We start from the raw sequence: 16,253 nt of genomic DNA, 5'->3' as shown, positions 1-16,253 counted from the left end.
CACTTCATCGCCGATAATACTGCAGGGTCCCCCTGTGGAAACGTAGGTCGCTGCCAGCTCATTGAGTTTTACAAATCCCCCCAAGAGCTTATCTTGTCTTACTAAGAAAAACAATAGTAGGTCAAGGTAAGCTTTTTTATTGCTTTTAGTTCCCTCTTTATATTATTAAAATTATAAATCATATTATAAATTATGAAAATAAACTAAAAAAAAATAAAATTTATGCTACTATTATAAACTTATAGAAAAAGGCAAATAAAATAATGACAAAATGCGGGTATGTTTCGGTTGTTGGTCGTCCAAATGCAGGTAAAAGTTCACTTTTAAACTGGCTTGTTGGTGAAAAGATAGCTATGGTTTCACATAAGGCTAATGCAACAAGAAGAAGATCAAATATTATAGTAATGCATGAAGATGATCAAGTTGTATTTGTTGATACTCCAGGAATTCATGAAACAGAAAAACTTCTTAATAAATTTATGTTAGATGAAGCTTTAAAAGCTATGGGAGATTGTGATTTAATACTTTTTTTAGCTCCTGTGACTGATAGTTTGAAATATTATGAAGATTTTTTAGAAAAAAATAAGAAAAATACAAAACATATTTTACTTCTTACAAAAATAGATTTTGTTAATAATGATGAATTGATGACTAAATTAAAAGAGTATGAAAAGTATCAAGAAAAATATGAAGCAATGATACCAATATCTATAAAAAAAGCTACAAAAAAATCAGATATTTTGGATGTTGTAGTTAAGTATTTGCCAGAGCATCCATATTTGTTTGATCCTGAGATTATGACAACTGAACATTTGAGAGATTTGTATAAAGAGTTTATTAGAGAGTCTGTTTTTGAAAATATTAGTGATGAAATACCTTATGAAGCTGATGTAATGATAAATAAGATAGAAGAAAAACCAAATGTTGATGTAATTAGAGCTACTATAATTGTCCAAAAAGATAGCCAAAAAGGTATGATTATTGGACAAAAAGCTACTGCTATTAAAAGAATAGGAAAAGCTGCAAGAATTAAAATAGAAAAACTTAGTGGTAAAAAATGTTTTCTTGAGCTATTTGTTAGTGTAAAGAAAAATTGGACTAAGAATAAAGATGCATTAAAATCTATGGGTTATGATATGGATATATAGTTTTAAACTATTTTTAAATCTATTTTTTAGGGGAAAATATGGTTTTCTTTGCTAATAGTAATGATATTGTCGTTGTTGATATTGAAGTTACTGAAAAAATAGATTATAGATATTTAAAAAGTTTTGTTTTATCAAACTTAAAATTAAAAAATATATCTTTAGAAAATAGTGATAAATTGTATGTAAACTATCTTGAATATGCAAAAGAGTATCAAGTTTTTGTAGTAAATTCACAATTTAGTTTTTTTGATTTTGAAGTATTTTATACTTACTATGAAAATAGAGATTTTGAAGGTTTTGAACTTTTAATTTGTAGTAATTTTTTTGTAATTTTCAAAGATAAGAGATTTTTTTATTATCAAAAAATAAATCAAGATTTAAACCAAGATGATTTTGTAAAGTTTTTAAATAAAAAATTTAATATTAATATTTCTAGTATAAAAATAGTTTCAAAAGATGAATTTGAAAAGCTAAAGAAAGACTTTATTAATAAAAATCAAATAAATACTAAATATATAAATAAAGAAGGACTAAAATATATTGATTTAAAAGCTAATTTCTCATTTTATATCTATATATTTTATCTTTTATCTGTTTTATTTTTTGGATACTATTTTTACAATACATACTTTAATATTGTTGAAAAAAAAGAAGAACCTATAGATTTTGAATCAATAAAATCGAAAATTGCTTTTAATAGTTTTGAAGAAAAATTTTATGTTATATCAAAAAATATTGATAAAAACAGATTAGTTCTAAACTCTTTTGACTATAGACATGGTACGGGAAAAATTGTTGTAAGCTCTTCAAATAAGCAAAATATTGATAAATTTTTAGAAAGCTGTGACAATGTAATATCATCTTCTACTCATTTTATAGAAGAGAGTAAAATTTTTGAGGCTACAATTGATGTTGGCAAACTTTAAAAATAGTTTTGAAAATAGCTCTTTAAAAATAAAAATAGAGCTTTATTTACTACCTATTCTTTGTTTATTCTTACTATATTTACTATTTTATGATGAAAAAATTGTAGAACAACAAAATAATCAAAATAGTGAGCTGTTAAATATAGAAAATAAAAAATTCACTGATTCTGTTTTGGAACTGTCAAATAAAATCGAAGATATTGCAAAAAATGAAAATTTGATTGTTTATAAAACTCAAAGTTCAAAAGATGAAATTATAATTCAATCAAAAGGTAAAAGAGATGATTTATTAAATTTTTTAGAAAAGATTGAAGAAATAAATAATTTTACAAAAATTGTTTTTTTGAGTTTGAAAAAGCTTGAAAATGATTCTTATTTAATAGATTTAAGGGTCGATATATCAAAATATTATTTTAAAAATAAAAAAGCTAAAGAGAAAATAAATATAGAGCAAGAAGAGATAATTGAAACTAAAAATGATGAACTTTTAGAAGAAAATATAGTAAAGCCAGAATTTAAAATAAATGCAATTGTAGGTAATAATACTTTTATAAATGATACTTGGTTTGAATTAAATGATGATGTTTTAGGATATAAAATAGAAACTATTGCTAATGATTATGTGATATTGAAAAATGATAAAGATATTATAAAATTGGAGGTAAATAGCATTGAGTATTTTAAAAACAAAAATTGATTACACTTTATTTGAAAAATATGACAAAGAGTATTTTGTACAAAATAAAATTGTGCCAATATATGAAGATAGTATTAGTTTAAAAATAGCTATTTGTTCTAGTTCGAAAATAGATAATATAAAAGATGATTTTGTAAAAATTATAAATTTTGTAGAAGAAAAAGAGAGTGATATTCTTTTTATTTTAGCAAATATTGAAAAAAGAGTGATACTTCACAAAGCCGCACAAAAATCTATATCTTCAAATGATGATGAGAAGTTTACATCATATTTTTTAGATGAGTTAATACTTTACTCAATTGAGCAAAGAGCAAGTGATATTCATATTGAGAAGTATCAAGATTTGTGTTTGTTTAAATTAAGAGTTGATGGAAGATTGAAAATCTTTTTTAGTTTTGATAGTGAGTTATTTAGAGTTTTTTCATCATTTGTAAAGCTAATATCAAATCTTGATATGACACAAATTCGTTTGGCACTAGATGGAAGATTTTCAAGAAATATTAATAATAAAAAGTATGATTTTAGGCTTTCAACAATGCCAACAATTGAAGCTGAATCAATTGTTTTAAGAGTTTTAGATAATAAAAATATAGATAAAAGATTAGATGATTTAGGTCTTAGTCAAAATATTTATGAAGATTTAAAAGATATATTAAAACTTACTCAAGGTTTGATTTTGATTAGTGGACCAACGGGAAGTGGAAAAACTACAACACTTTATTCCATTTTAAAAGAGCTAAATTGTGATGAGAAAAAAATAATAACAGTTGAAGACCCGATTGAATACAAAATCGATAGCATAAACCAAGTTCCAATAAATAACAAAGTAGGGCTTAGTTTTGAGTTGGTTTTAAAAAATATTTTAAGACAAGATCCTGATATTATTTTCATTGGTGAAATAAGAGATAAATTTTCACTAGATATTGCCCTTCAGGCTTCATTAACAGGACATTTAGTACTTGCAAGTATTCATTCCTCAAGTTCTATAGAAACCATTACAAGGTTAATAGATTTAAAAGCTGATCCATTTTTAATCTCAACAACTCTTAAAGCAGTTATGGCTCAAAGATTGGTTTTGGCTCACTGTAAGAGTTGTGAAAATGGTTGTAAAGAGTGTAATTTTACAAAGTTTTATGATAGAACTTCTATTGCTGAGATTTTAAAAGTTGATGAGAATATTTCCTCTTTGATATTTAAAAAAGCTAGTTTTAATGAATTAAAAGAGTATTTAAAAAATATAAATTTCAAAACAATGTTAGATGATGGGAAACAAAAGGTTAAAGAAGGTTTTACTACTTTAGAAGAGGTTTATAAAGTGGTAAATTATTAATGAAAAAGTATAGAGTAAAATATCAAGAAAATGGCAAAATCAAAGTAGATATTGTAGATAATGATAAACTTTTGCTGATTAAAAAATCCAAAAATATTTTAGAAATAAAAGAGATAAATAGGGTATTTAATATATTAAAAAAAGAGATTAGAATTGATAATAAGAGATTAGGACAACTATTTTATGAATTAAATTTGATGCTAAAATCAAATATAAATATAAGCGATGCTTTGGAAATTTTAACAAAAAATAGGAAAGATAAAAAAATTGTAGAGTTTTTAAAAACTATAAATTATGCATTTTCAAACTCTAAACCAATAAAAGAGGAGTTAAAAAGGTTTAAAATTGACCATATAGTTAAATCATTTTTACAAATTTCTCAAAATAGTGCAAATTTAGATTTGAATATTGAGGCAATTTCTATACTTTTGAATGAAACAAAAGATATAAAAAAGAGTTTTTACAAAGCTATTTCGTATCCAATATTTTTATTAATTAGTTTTTTAATATCAATTTTCATAATATTTTTATTTGTTGTTCCAAATTTTAAAACAATATTTGCACAATCTCAAAATAATCTTCCAGTTGCTACAAAAATTTTATTGGCTACGGAAGATTTCTTTTTAAACAATACTATTTTTATAGTTTCTATTCCTATTTTATTTATATTTTTTATTTGGATTTTCTATAAATTGAGCAAGAGTTTTAGTTTTTTTGCAGATAGATTTTTGTTTAAAACTCTTCCAATAAGTAGTAAAATATACCAAAATTTTGAATTTTATAAACTATTTTTAATGATTGATATAATGCAAAAATCAAAGTATGAATTCCACAAAGCATTTGAAAGTTCAAGGCTTTTAGTAAAAAACAAATATTTGTTGGATAAAATACACACTATTGATAATTTATTACAAAATGGTAAAACAATTAGTTATTCATTTAAATATGTAGATGTTTTTGATGATATAGTTTTGAACCTTTTAAATACAGGTGAAGTTTCAAACTCTTTGGAGCTTACAATTTATGAAGTTAAAAAGATATATAAAAATAGATTTGATGATAGTGTAAATTTTATAATTTTATTGATACAGCCCATATTTCTTCTAGTAATGGCAAGTTTAACTTTATTTATAGTTATTGCTATATTTACACCAATTTGGGAAATGGGAAGTTTGATTAGATAAAGGAGAAATCTTGATTAATTGTTATATAAAAAAACAACACAGATTGACTGTAGTCGAGGGTGTTGAGTATCTAAATGATATTGAAGATAGAAGAAATGTTATTTGGATTGATATGCTTTTTCCGACTATTGAAGAGGTAAAAGCTATTGAAGGTATTTTTAATATCGAGTTTCCTACAAAACAAGAGAGTGAAGAGATTGAGCTAAGTTCTAGATATTGGGAAGAAGATAATAGAATCGAGATAAATAGTTATTTTCTTATAAATGATAGCAAAGAGCCTGTAAATGAGACAGTTTCTTTTATTTTACAAGATGAACTTTTGATATCTGTTCGATATAAAAAACTAGCAAGTTTTGATGAGTCAATAAGAAAACTACTTGCAAGTCCAAGAGAGTATAAAACAGGATATTCGATATTTTCACAAATTATAGATATTAGAATCGATGCAGATGCTGATATTATAGAAAATTTAGGAAGAGATATTGCAGCAATACGAAAACAAGCATTTAATGATGATGTAGATAATGAAGATTTATTAGAACAGATGTCAGCATTTGAAAACTTAAATATGAAAATTAGAGAAAATCTTACAGATAAACAGAGGATTTTGAACTCTTTGCTAAAATCGCAAAAAAATTCAGATGATAAAAGTGAACTTCCTGTTATGTTAAAGGATATTAGGTCTTTGATTGATCATACAAATTTTAATTTTGAAAGACTTGATTATTTACAAAGTATTTTTGTAGGACTTTTAAGTGTTGAACAAAACAAGGTTATAAAAATCTTTACTATTGTAAATGTTATTTTTCTTCCACCTACGCTAGTTGCTAGTATTTATGGTATGAACTTTGAGATTATGCCCGAGCTTAATTGGGATTATGGATATTTATTTTCAGTTGGTATTATGATTTTATCAGCTATTACACCTTTGATAATCTTTAGAAAAAAAGGTTGGATATGAAATTTTTAAAAGGAATAATATATTATGGATAAAGAGTTAGAGTTTGAAAATTCAATAAAGAGTATTTTAAATTATATTGATGAAGATGTTACAAGAGAAGGACTTTTGGATACTCCAAAGCGAGTAAGAAAAGCTTATGAGTTTATGTTTAGTGGATATAAACTTGACCCAAAAGAGATTATTCAAAAAGCACTTTTTACATCTACAAATGATGAGATGGTTGTTGTAAAAGATATTGAGTTTTACTCATTTTGTGAGCATCATATGTTGCCTATTATTGGAAAAGCACATGTTGCTTATATTCCAAATGGAAAGGTTGTTGGACTTTCAAAGATTCCTAGAGTTGTAGATGTATATGCTAGAAGATTACAAATTCAAGAGCAACTTACTGAGCAAATTTGTGATGCTTTAAATGAGCATTTAAAGCCAAAAGGTGTTGCTGTTATTGTTGATGCAAGACATATGTGTATGGAAATGCGTGGAGTGCAAAAAATATGTTCTACGACTATTACATCTTCTTTGCGAGGGCTTTTTAAAAGTGATAAAAAAACAAAAGATGAGTTTTTGAGTATAGTTTCGGCTTCTTTTCAAAAGTAGATTTTGAAATAGAAGGAAACATAAATTGGAACACGATAAATTAGCCACTAGATTATCTCTCATTATTTATAAACTAAATCAAGGTGAGAGATTAACTATAGAATCTTTAGCCCATGAGTTTGGAGTATCAAGAAGAACAATAGAGCGAGATATGGCTAGATTTTCATATTTTGATATAAAAAAAGAGGGCAAAGAGTTCTTTTTAGATGAAATTGCAGTTGGTAAACTAAACTTTGATGATATTAAAAACTTTGCAATTTTTAGTGGTATAAAATCTTTGTTTCCATCTTTGACAAATCAGTTTTTAAAATAAATATAAGCGATATTCGCCTATAATCTATAAAAAATTAGGTGTTTTTATGACTCAGCAACAAATAGTCAAATTATTAGATTTACCAGAAAGAACTTTAAGAGACTGGAAAAAATCAAGAATTAGGCTCTATACACTTTTAGAAAATATTGACTATGAAGAAGCAAAAAATAAAATAGCAGTTGTAGATTTAGATGATACTATAGAGTTTAATCCAAAAGATTTTTCTGTAAACATTTTTTGGCAAACAAATCAAAAAAGCTATCAAAAAGTTTATTCTATAATCTCAAACTATTTGGGAACTTTAAATAGAGAAGATATTAATACTCTATGTGGAAAGTTTGGTAAAAATATGGTTAGAGCTGTACTTGAAGATAAATATAAAAAACTTTATAAAAAAGGTTATATTTCAACAAGTGGAGTTGATATAAAATTAAATGGAAACTATAAAGAAAATCCTATTTATAAAGAGATTTTAGGAGTTATAAATGACTTCTAGTGTAATAGATGTTTTGGACAAAATAAAAGATTTAGATATTTTTGAAGATGAGTTATATTTTGTAGGAGGAACTGCACTATCTTATTATATAAAACATAGAGTTTCAGAAGATATTGATATAACTTCTCCAAAAATACTTAAATATAAAAATATAATTTCTGCTATGCAAAGCTTAGGAGCAAAAAAAATAGAAGATGAAAATGTTTTTGCTCTTCGTTTAGCGGGACTTTTTCCAGATGAGTATATTTTAAAATTTATCCTTGACGATGTAAAAATAGAGTTTTTTTGTGCAAATAGAGCTATACAAAAAGAGATTTTAAAACAATCAGAGTTTATAGCTTATGATAACTCAAAGTTAAAAGTTTTGGATATAAAAAGTATTGCAAAACTTAAACTTGTGGCATTTTTTCAAAGAGATAAAAGTAGAGATATGTTTGATTTTGGAGCAATTTTAGAAAATAAAATAGCTTCTTTTCATGAGATTTTACTTATTTCTAAAGAGCTTAAAAATATATCTTCAAAAGATGAGTTAATAAAATTTATTTTAGATAAAAAAGAAGCAAAAGATGATGAAGCTGTATATCTTGATGAACAAAGTAGAGTTAATTTATCTTTTGAAGAGATAAAAAAAGAAGTACTTAAAAAAATTTGAAAAATTTGAAAAAACAAATTGCAAAACCTAATAACCCTATAGAACCGATACTATGAAAAGATTGAACAGAGTAAGAATATTATTTTAACAATCTAAAATCTTAAAATCTTATCTTCAAAGTTTAATTTTACATTTTGCCCAATTTTTAGGTTATCATCAAAACTATAAACAATCAAATCTTTGTTATTTGCAACAACTGTAACTTCATAAAAACTTCCATAAAAGACAATATCTTTTATCATAGCTTCAGTTTTACCATCTTGGCAGATTTTTATATTTTCTGGTCTTATATATGAATTTTCAGATATTTGTGAGATTTTTCCCAAAAAATTTGCACAGTATAAATTTGCTGGATTATTATAAAGTTCTTTACAAGTACCAACTTGCAAAATATCTCCACCATTCATAATTGCAATTCTATCAGATAGGAAAAAAGCATCTTCTTTGTCATGCGTGATAAAAAGTGCAGTTATATTGAACTCTCTTATCATCTCTTTTAGTTCAAGTCTTAAAATATTTCTCAGTTCCGTATCTATGTTACTTAAAGGCTCATCAAGTAGGAGTATTTTTGGTTTGTTTATAACAGCACGTGCCAGAGCAACTCGCTGTTGCTGACCACCACTTAGTTCATGAGGGTATTTATTTTCATGCCCTTTTAGTTTTGTTTTTTCTAAAATCTCTTTTAATTCATCTTTGCTAGCACTGCTTCCAAAAGTTATATTTGAAGCGACATTTAAGTGAGGAAGAAGAGCATAGTTTTGAAATACAATAGCTACTCCTCTTTTGTTTGGTTCTACATCAACATCTTTTGAAAAAACTATATTTCCATCTATTTTTATTTCACCTAAATCAGGTTTTTCAAGTCCTGCAAGCATTCTTATAAATGTAGTTTTTCCACTTCCACTAGTTCCTAAAATTGTAAAAATTTCGCCTTCTATTAAATCAAGATTTAAACTATTTGCAACACAAATATTGCCTTTACAAAATATTTTTCTTAAATTTTTAATTTCAACTATTTTTTTCATTTTTTCTTTCTTTTGGGTTTAAAATTTAAAAGCAACACAGCACTAGCAGTTGTAATAACCAAAATAAGTGATGGAAAACCAGTTTTATAAAGCATCTCATTACTTGCTAACTCATAGATTCTTACTGCTATAGTATCAAAATTAAAGGGTCTTAAAATCAAAGTTGCTGGAAGTTCTTTTGCAATATCAATATATAAAATCAAAAAACCACTAAGCAAATAAGGTTTTAAAATAGGAAGATATATTTTAAAAATAGACTCTTTTTCATTTTTACAAAATATACGGCTTGTATCATCTAGTGAGCTATTTATTTTGCTAAAACCATTTTCAACACTACCAATACTTGCTGCAAAATATCTTGTAGTATATGCAAAAATTAAAATTATAAATGAACCACTAAAAAACATAAAACCTAAACCTCGGTCTAAATAATTTGCTATTAAAAGTAGTCCAACTGCAACAACAGCACCAGGAATAGAGTATCCTAGCATTGAAACTTTGTGAGTAAAGCTTGATACTTTTGTAGGGAAAAATCTTAAATAATATACTATAAAAAAAGCCAAAGATATTATAAAAGAACTAGAAACTATATTTAATTTTAAAGTATTAAATAGATATTCAAATGCAGTAAAATCAAGAGTATTTATATCCAAAAAAGTCCAATAAAGTAAAACAGCAGTAGGAATAAAAAGTGTAAAAAGTGAAATTATAAAAGATATTAAAAATGCAAAAAAATTATATTTTCCTTTTAATTTTATTTTTAATGCTTTCTCGCTGCTGTTTGTTGAGCTAGAAAATCGAAGTTTTTTTCTAATATTATGCTCTACTAAAAGAATTAAAAATACAAAAACAAGTAAAATAATTGCAATATTTATAGCTCCACCTAAATCGTTATAACCAAACCAAGATTTAAAAACTCCAACACTAAAAGTTTCAATTCCAAAGTATAAAACTGTTCCATAATCGCTTAAAGTTTCCATGATAGCTAAAATTGTTCCAGCAAAAATCGCTGGATATGTTAAAGGAAGATAAACTCTGAAAAAAGCTTTTATTGGATTTAATTTATACAAAGATATTAACTCTACAACTGATTTTGATACCATTCCAAAAGATACACGAGCTAGTATAAAAACATATGGAAACATTGCAATTGTAAAGATAAAAATAGCTCCGCTCATATTTAAAATATCAAGTTTAATAGATGTGTCATTTAAAAGTTGTGATAAAAGTCCACGAAATTCAAAAAAACCAACATATGTATAACCAAAAATATATGCAGGATATGCCAAAGGAAGTATGAAGCAAACGGAGAAAAACTTACTACCAAAATACTCAAATCTAGCACTTAAGTAGGAAGTTATTACACCAATTATTACTACAAATATTGCAGTACCTATTATTAAATACAATGTATTTAATGAATATTCTAATAAAAAATTATTCTCTAAAAACTCTTTATTAAAAGAGCCATTAAAGAGAAAATATATTATTAGTATTAAAATCGGTAATGAGATTAGTAACCCCAAAGTTGGGGCTACTAAAAGCTTTATATTTTTTATCTCCAGTTTCCTTTAGTTGCTATTTCAACAGCTTTTCGTGTCTGTTTTCCAACTTCATTTAAAGGTATTGTATCTTCTTTGAACTCTCCCCAAGAAGCAACAATTCCAGCTGGTTTAACTTTTGGATTAACAGGATATTCATAGTTTCCTTCTGCTAATTGTCCTTGAGCTTCAACACTTGTCAAAAATTCAATTAATTTTATAGCATTTTCTTTATTTGGAGCAAATTTTGTAATACCAGCACCTGAGATATTTATATGTGCACCTGTAGTTTTTTGTGCAGGAAAAAATACTTTTACCTCTTTTGCTATTTCTTCATCAACTTTATCACCACTATTTGCCATAACTCCTAAATAATAAGAGTTTACAATAGCAATATCAGCTTCACCTGAGGCAACTGCTCTTATTTGATCCTTATCAGCACCTTTTGGAGCTCTTGCAAAGTTATTTACCAAACCTTTTACAAACTCTAGTGATTTTTCTTCACCGTGATGAGCAATAATTGAAGCAAGAAGTGACTTGTTGTAAGCATTTGTTGAGCTTCTAGTTATCACTTTTCCTTTAAATTCAGGTTTTGTAAGTGAAAAATAGTCATCTAGTTGTGCAGGATTTATAGTTTTTGGATTATAAACGAAAAGTCTAGCTCTTTTTGTAATAGCAAACCAGCTTCCATTTTCATCTCTTAGATGAGCTGGAATATTCTCTTCTAATATTTTTGAACTAACACCTTGAAGTAAATCTCTCTGTTTTGCTTCATATAAATTTCCAATATCAGCAGTTATAAGAATATCTGATGGGCTATTTGCACCTTCAATTGATAATCTTGAAACAAGCTCTTCCGCTTTTGCAGTTATAAGGTTTACTTTAATACCAGTTTTCTCTTCAAATTTTTTGAACAAAGCTTTATCTGAGTCGTAATGTCTTTGTGAATATACATTTACTTCACTAGTAGCAAATAAAATATTTGCAAAAAATAGCGAACAAAGTAGCGATTTTTTAAGCATTTAACCATCCTTTTTTATTTTATAATATCTAATTTTTAAATTTAAAAGGAAATAGTATAGTAAGAAAGCTTTAATAACTCTTAATATTAAGAATGATTATCAAAAGTATGGAATTTTATATTTTATGATTTAAAAGATGATTTTAATGAAGTCTTAATACTTCAACTATTTTTTTCATTGATACTTTCTTCAATTCTACTCCTAAAATGTTTTTTAGAAGTATATTTAATCTAGAAAATATCCTTATCTTAAATAAAACTGATTTTTTGGTTTTATTTAAAAAGTGTTCAAATGTTTCCGTTTTTTGAAGCTACTCAAGACGTATTGAATAATTTGTACCCATAATTAAGTATTTATACTAATATTTTTTTAACAATCTAATTTTAAAAGAGTTTTAAAGATATAATATAAGTTACATTTAGTATGGAGGATTTTAAATTGAATAAATTTGAAAAGATTGCAACTGACTATTTAAACCAAAATAAGAATACTTTTTTACAAAAATATACAGCAAATATAAATCCTATTGATGAAAAAATTGCTATTTTTACTGCTGGTATGAGTGGCGTTGGTAAAACTGAATTAAGTATTTTTTTTAAAGAGACAAATCCAAATTTTTTACATATTGATACAGATACTATAAGAGATTTTTTTAAACCTGTTGGATATGATGGTCAAAATTCAGATTTATTCCAAAAAGCTTCAAGTCGAGGATTTAACGAACTCTTTAATTATTCTCTAAAGCAGGGTTTTTCAATAATTTTAGATTCAAATTTATCCAATGTTGATTTGGCTTCTCAAAATATTGAAAGACTGATAAAAAGATGCTATAATGTCGACATATATTATCTTTATAACGATCCAAAAGTTTGCTTTGAATATGCAACAAGAAGAGAAGTTGTAACACATAGGAAAGTTCCAAAAGATGTATTTATAAAAAGTAATATAAACTCTTACAATACAGTTTTGGAATTAAAATTAATATTTCAAGAGAGTATAAATCTACATTTTATAGACAAGACGAATGATTCTTTTTATAAAAATGTTGATGATGCTTTTATTATAAATAAAATAGGAGAAAATTTTGAAATTAGATAATGATTTTATGAAAAATGCATTAAATAGAATAAATGAATTACAAAAAGACATAATTGATAAATCCAAAAATATAGCTGGTGCTGAAGAGTTTGTACAAAAGAAAATGGCTCTTTATGAAGAAGATGAAAAAATTAGACAAATGGCTAAAAATATCCAGCTACAAGAAAAAATAATTACGGAAAACTTTTTTAATAAATAAAAGAATAATTTGGTTTACTAATTATTCTTTAGGAAAAACTATTCTAGGTTTTTGAGATTTACCAATTTTTCTGTAAGCTGGTAAACCAACCCCTTCTCTTAAAAGCCTATCAAGAAATGATAGGCTAATTCCAAGTTCGACTGCTGTCTCTAGCCTTGTTAATCCTAATTGTCGATATTTATCAATCATTTCAATTTGATAACGAATAAAAAGGTCAATTTTATAAGATTTTTAAAGTAAAAAAATAAAAATAAGAAACTTAATTGCTGATATACACTTGTAGTAGATAATTTTCTAAATATAAATTAGGTACAATCTAAAGATTTTTTGTTGTTTTATATTTTGCTACCCAAAATAGTCTATAACGGTATAAAAAATACAAAAATGGGTAGCTATAGGGTAGCAAAGATTTGAATAAATTTAAAAAAGATTTCTTAAACCCTTATAAAATAGGGCTTTAATAAGGATATAGACAAATGATTTTAATGATTGATAACTACGATAGTTTTACATACAATATTGTTCAATATTGCTTAGAACTAGGAGCTGATTTAAAAGTTATAAGAAATGATGAGTTAAGTTTAGATGAAATTATTGCACTAAATCCTAGCAAAATTATAATCTCACCAGGACCTGCTACTCCAAATGAATCGGGAGTTTGTTTAGAAGTTATAGAGTATTTTGCAGGAAAAAAACCAATATTTGGAATTTGTTTAGGACATCAAGCAATAGCTCAGGTTTTTGGAGCAAAAGTTGTACGAGCAAAAAATATGATGCATGGTAAAACATCAAAAATAGAGGTTTTAGAAAATACGAAAATTTTTGACACCTTGCCAAAAGAGTTTACACAAACAAGATACCACTCATTGATTGTAGAGAAAGAGGATTTACCAAAAGAGATTATTGTAACTTCAAAAAGTATTGATGATGGTGAAATTATGTCTTTAGAGATAAAGGGTAAAAATATTTATGGAGTTCAGTTTCATCCTGAATCAATTATGAGTGAACATGGACATAAAATTATAGATAACTTTTTAAAGATATAAAATGCTTATAAAAAACAAATATACAATCTATTTTTATCTAATTTTATTTTTTATTGTATCTTTGTTGCTTATAACAGCAAATTACTCTTTAAGTATCTCATATAAAGAGGCTTTAAATTTATATTACAACAGTTCAATACTGTCGATTATCACAAACTTTTTTACATATATTTTTGGACACAATGATTTAGCTTTGCGAGCACCTTTTATTATTTTCTATTTTTTAAGTGTTATTTTAATGTTTTTGATTACAAAAGATTATTTCAAATATGAAAAAGATAGATTTATATCTGTTTTGATTTTTATGTCTCTTCCTGGAGTTTTGAGTGCTTCATTGCTTGTAAATACAGCTATTATTGTTACTTTTTTTACTCTTTTATACATCTATTTTTATCAAAAACATAAAAAGCATTTATACTATTTATTACCATTTTTACTACTAGTTGATAACTCTTTTGCAATACTTTTTTTAGCACTATTTTTGTTTTCATTAAAAACAAATGATAGAAAATTGTTGTATATATCATCAATATTATTTGTAATTTCACTATTTATTTATGGTATATCAACGGATGGAAAACCAAGAGGCTTCTTAATAGATACTGTTGGAATTTATGCAGCTATATTCTCTCCAATACTATTTTTATATTTTTTGTATGTTATTTATAGATTAATAATAATCAAACAAACGGATTTAACGACTTATATTTCAGCAACGGCACTTATTTTATCTATATTAGTATCTTTTAGACAAAAAATATATATAGAAGATTTTGCCCCTTATGTTGTTATTGCCATACCATCTATGATGAGAATGTTTTTACATTCATATAGAGTAAGATTAAAAGAGTTTAGAACAAATTACAATATTATTGCAATTTTAATAGTATTAATGTTGGGGATAAATGTTGTTTTTACATTTGTAAACAAACCTCTTTATTTAATAATTCAAAATCCTCAAAAACACTTTGTTTATCAATACCATATTGCTAAAGAATTATCAAATGAGCTTAAAATTAGAGAAATAAATAATATAGCTTTAGATGATAAAGATTTGTTATTGAGACTAAAATTTTATGAAATTCAAGAAGGAAATGATTACTATTTATCAACGAAAGAGTTTTATAATTACGATGATAAAATATCTATATACTATTACGAAAAAGAGTTATTTACAATTTACATAAAAAAACTAATATGAAAAAAACATTTTTAATCCTAGAGTTAGTTTTTGTAATTGTAATTTTAGGTATTTTATATACAGTTTTTACACCAAAGTTGCCAAATTATAAGCTTGATGAGGTCACAAATAGAGTTTTAATATATTTAAATTATGTAAGATACAAAGCTTTAGTAGATGATAAATTTGAAATGTTTGAACCTGAAGCAAATAATTGGTACAAAGGTCGATGGACACTAAAATTTATGAGATGTAGAGAAGATGAAGGTGGTGGTATCTATTTTACTATATATAGTGAAACAAATGACAAAGGACATCCTGGTCAAGAAGAGAGTTTAAAAGACCCACTTACAAATAAATATATTTTTACTTCAAATTATTGTAAAAAGAATCCCGAAAATAGCCCTTTTGTACTTTTGAAAAATTACAATATAGAAGATGTCCAAATATCTTGTAATACAACAACTTCTTTAGGACAAATCTCTTTTGGTGTTGATGGTAAGATATATACACAGTTAACAAGTGAAAATCTAGAACTTAAAAAACCATGCACTATTAGATTTATTTCAAAAACAAAAGAGTTTAAAGATATTATAATTTATCCAAAAACAGGCTATATAGAAAAAATAAATTAGCATTTTTAACAAATTCCAAAATTTAACCAAAATTTAAGGGAACACTCTTGACAAAAGGAAAAAAAGGCACTATAATTCCCGTCCAATTTGACCACAGGGTTGAGATTGAGTTCTTTAAAATATGTATGAAGTTTAAGAAGTAATCTTTGTAAACTAAATATAATGATTGTTAAAAGTAAAAAAAATGAAACAAGATATAAATA

Annotated in this window: 18 protein-coding genes; 15 read left to right on the top strand and 3 right to left on the bottom strand. The window is 25.5% G+C overall.

The window, feature by feature from the left end; translation table 11 throughout:
- Positions 1-263 precede the first annotated feature (263 nt).
- Genes era through CJ670_RS09625 form a run of 10 tightly spaced genes read left to right on the top strand, consistent with a single transcriptional unit; the run spans position 264 to position 8,304 of the window.
- Positions 264-1,148 (top strand): GTPase Era, encoded by an 885-nt coding sequence (era, locus tag CJ670_RS09670; protein ID WP_105912400.1) that lies wholly within the window; start codon positions 264-266, stop codon positions 1,146-1,148.
- Between the two features lie 38 nt (positions 1,149-1,186).
- Positions 1,187-2,074 carry a hypothetical protein gene (locus CJ670_RS09665; protein ID WP_105939810.1) on the top strand — a complete coding sequence of 296 codons (888 nt, stop codon included), beginning with the start codon at positions 1,187-1,189 and terminating at the stop codon, positions 2,072-2,074.
- Positions 2,058-2,771: a hypothetical protein gene (locus tag CJ670_RS09660; protein ID WP_105939809.1), complete on the top strand. Its 714-nt coding sequence runs from the start codon at positions 2,058-2,060 to the stop codon at positions 2,769-2,771. Before CJ670_RS09665 ends, CJ670_RS09660 begins: the two co-directional genes overlap by 17 nt.
- On the top strand, positions 2,746-4,101 hold the full coding sequence (locus CJ670_RS09655) for a GspE/PulE family protein (RefSeq protein ID WP_105939808.1): 1,356 nt from the start codon (positions 2,746-2,748) through the stop codon (positions 4,099-4,101). The genes CJ670_RS09660 and CJ670_RS09655 overlap by 26 nt, the downstream gene beginning before the upstream one ends.
- On the top strand, positions 4,101-5,285 hold the full coding sequence (locus tag CJ670_RS09650; protein WP_105939807.1) for a type II secretion system F family protein: 1,185 nt from the start codon (positions 4,101-4,103) through the stop codon (positions 5,283-5,285). The genes CJ670_RS09655 and CJ670_RS09650 overlap by 1 nt, the downstream gene beginning before the upstream one ends.
- Positions 5,286-5,295: 10 nt before the next feature.
- Entirely contained in the window at positions 5,296-6,246 is a 951-nt protein-coding gene (corA, locus tag CJ670_RS09645; protein ID WP_105912395.1) for a magnesium/cobalt transporter CorA, read from the top strand.
- A gap of 24 nt (positions 6,247-6,270) precedes the next feature.
- The gene (gene folE / locus CJ670_RS09640; protein ID WP_105939806.1) at positions 6,271-6,843 is read left to right on the top strand and encodes a GTP cyclohydrolase I FolE; all 573 of its coding nucleotides are present in this window, start codon (positions 6,271-6,273) and stop codon (positions 6,841-6,843) included.
- Between the two features lie 25 nt (positions 6,844-6,868).
- Positions 6,869-7,156, top strand: coding sequence for an HTH domain-containing protein (locus CJ670_RS09635; RefSeq protein ID WP_105939805.1), 288 nt, complete (start codon positions 6,869-6,871; stop codon positions 7,154-7,156).
- A 46-nt stretch (positions 7,157-7,202) separates the two neighbouring features.
- Positions 7,203-7,652 (top strand): hypothetical protein, encoded by a 450-nt coding sequence (locus CJ670_RS09630; RefSeq protein ID WP_105939804.1) that lies wholly within the window; start codon positions 7,203-7,205, stop codon positions 7,650-7,652.
- The gene (locus CJ670_RS09625) at positions 7,642-8,304 is read left to right on the top strand and encodes a nucleotidyl transferase AbiEii/AbiGii toxin family protein (protein ID WP_105912385.1); all 663 of its coding nucleotides are present in this window, start codon (positions 7,642-7,644) and stop codon (positions 8,302-8,304) included. Before CJ670_RS09630 ends, CJ670_RS09625 begins: the two co-directional genes overlap by 11 nt.
- A gap of 92 nt (positions 8,305-8,396) precedes the next feature.
- Here CJ670_RS09625 and CJ670_RS09620 read toward each other — a convergent pair whose 3' ends face one another.
- The 3 genes from CJ670_RS09620 to CJ670_RS09610 all read right to left on the bottom strand — a co-directional run bounded on the left by CJ670_RS09620 (position 8,397) and on the right by CJ670_RS09610 (position 11,892).
- A complete protein-coding gene (locus tag CJ670_RS09620; protein WP_105939803.1) occupies positions 8,397-9,329 on the bottom strand; it encodes an ABC transporter ATP-binding protein in 933 nt (310 codons plus the stop codon).
- A complete protein-coding gene (locus tag CJ670_RS09615) occupies positions 9,326-10,738 on the bottom strand; it encodes an ABC transporter permease (protein ID WP_228154241.1) in 1,413 nt (470 codons plus the stop codon). Before CJ670_RS09615 ends, CJ670_RS09620 begins: the two co-directional genes overlap by 4 nt.
- 146 nt (positions 10,739-10,884) lie before the next feature.
- Positions 10,885-11,892, bottom strand: coding sequence for a Fe(3+) ABC transporter substrate-binding protein (locus CJ670_RS09610; protein ID WP_105939801.1), 1,008 nt, complete (start codon positions 11,890-11,892; stop codon positions 10,885-10,887).
- 438 nt (positions 11,893-12,330) lie between these two features.
- Here CJ670_RS09610 and CJ670_RS09605 point away from each other — a divergent pair, with 438 nt between their 5' ends.
- The 5 genes from CJ670_RS09605 (at position 12,331) to CJ670_RS09585 (ending at position 16,050) form a co-directional block, all read left to right on the top strand.
- Entirely contained in the window at positions 12,331-12,990 is a 660-nt protein-coding gene (locus CJ670_RS09605; protein WP_165785210.1) for a zeta toxin family protein, read from the top strand.
- Entirely contained in the window at positions 12,977-13,189 is a 213-nt protein-coding gene (locus CJ670_RS09600) for a hypothetical protein (protein WP_105939799.1), read from the top strand. The genes CJ670_RS09605 and CJ670_RS09600 overlap by 14 nt, the downstream gene beginning before the upstream one ends.
- Before the next feature lie 476 nt (positions 13,190-13,665).
- Positions 13,666-14,235 carry an anthranilate synthase component II gene (locus tag CJ670_RS09595; protein WP_105912379.1) on the top strand — a complete coding sequence of 190 codons (570 nt, stop codon included), beginning with the start codon at positions 13,666-13,668 and terminating at the stop codon, positions 14,233-14,235.
- A 1-nt stretch (position 14,236) separates the two neighbouring features.
- Positions 14,237-15,436: an ArnT family glycosyltransferase gene (locus CJ670_RS09590; protein WP_105939798.1), complete on the top strand. Its 1,200-nt coding sequence runs from the start codon at positions 14,237-14,239 to the stop codon at positions 15,434-15,436.
- Positions 15,433-16,050 (top strand): hypothetical protein, encoded by a 618-nt coding sequence (locus CJ670_RS09585; protein WP_105939797.1) that lies wholly within the window; start codon positions 15,433-15,435, stop codon positions 16,048-16,050. Before CJ670_RS09590 ends, CJ670_RS09585 begins: the two co-directional genes overlap by 4 nt.
- Positions 16,051-16,253 lie beyond the last annotated feature (203 nt).

It is taken from the genome of Arcobacter cryaerophilus gv. crypticus (assembly GCF_002993025.1).
Taxonomy (GTDB): Bacteria; Campylobacterota; Campylobacteria; order Campylobacterales; family Arcobacteraceae; genus Aliarcobacter; species Aliarcobacter cryaerophilus_B.
Note: the sequence above shows the minus strand (reverse complement) of the source record. Positions and strands in the feature narration are given on the sequence as shown.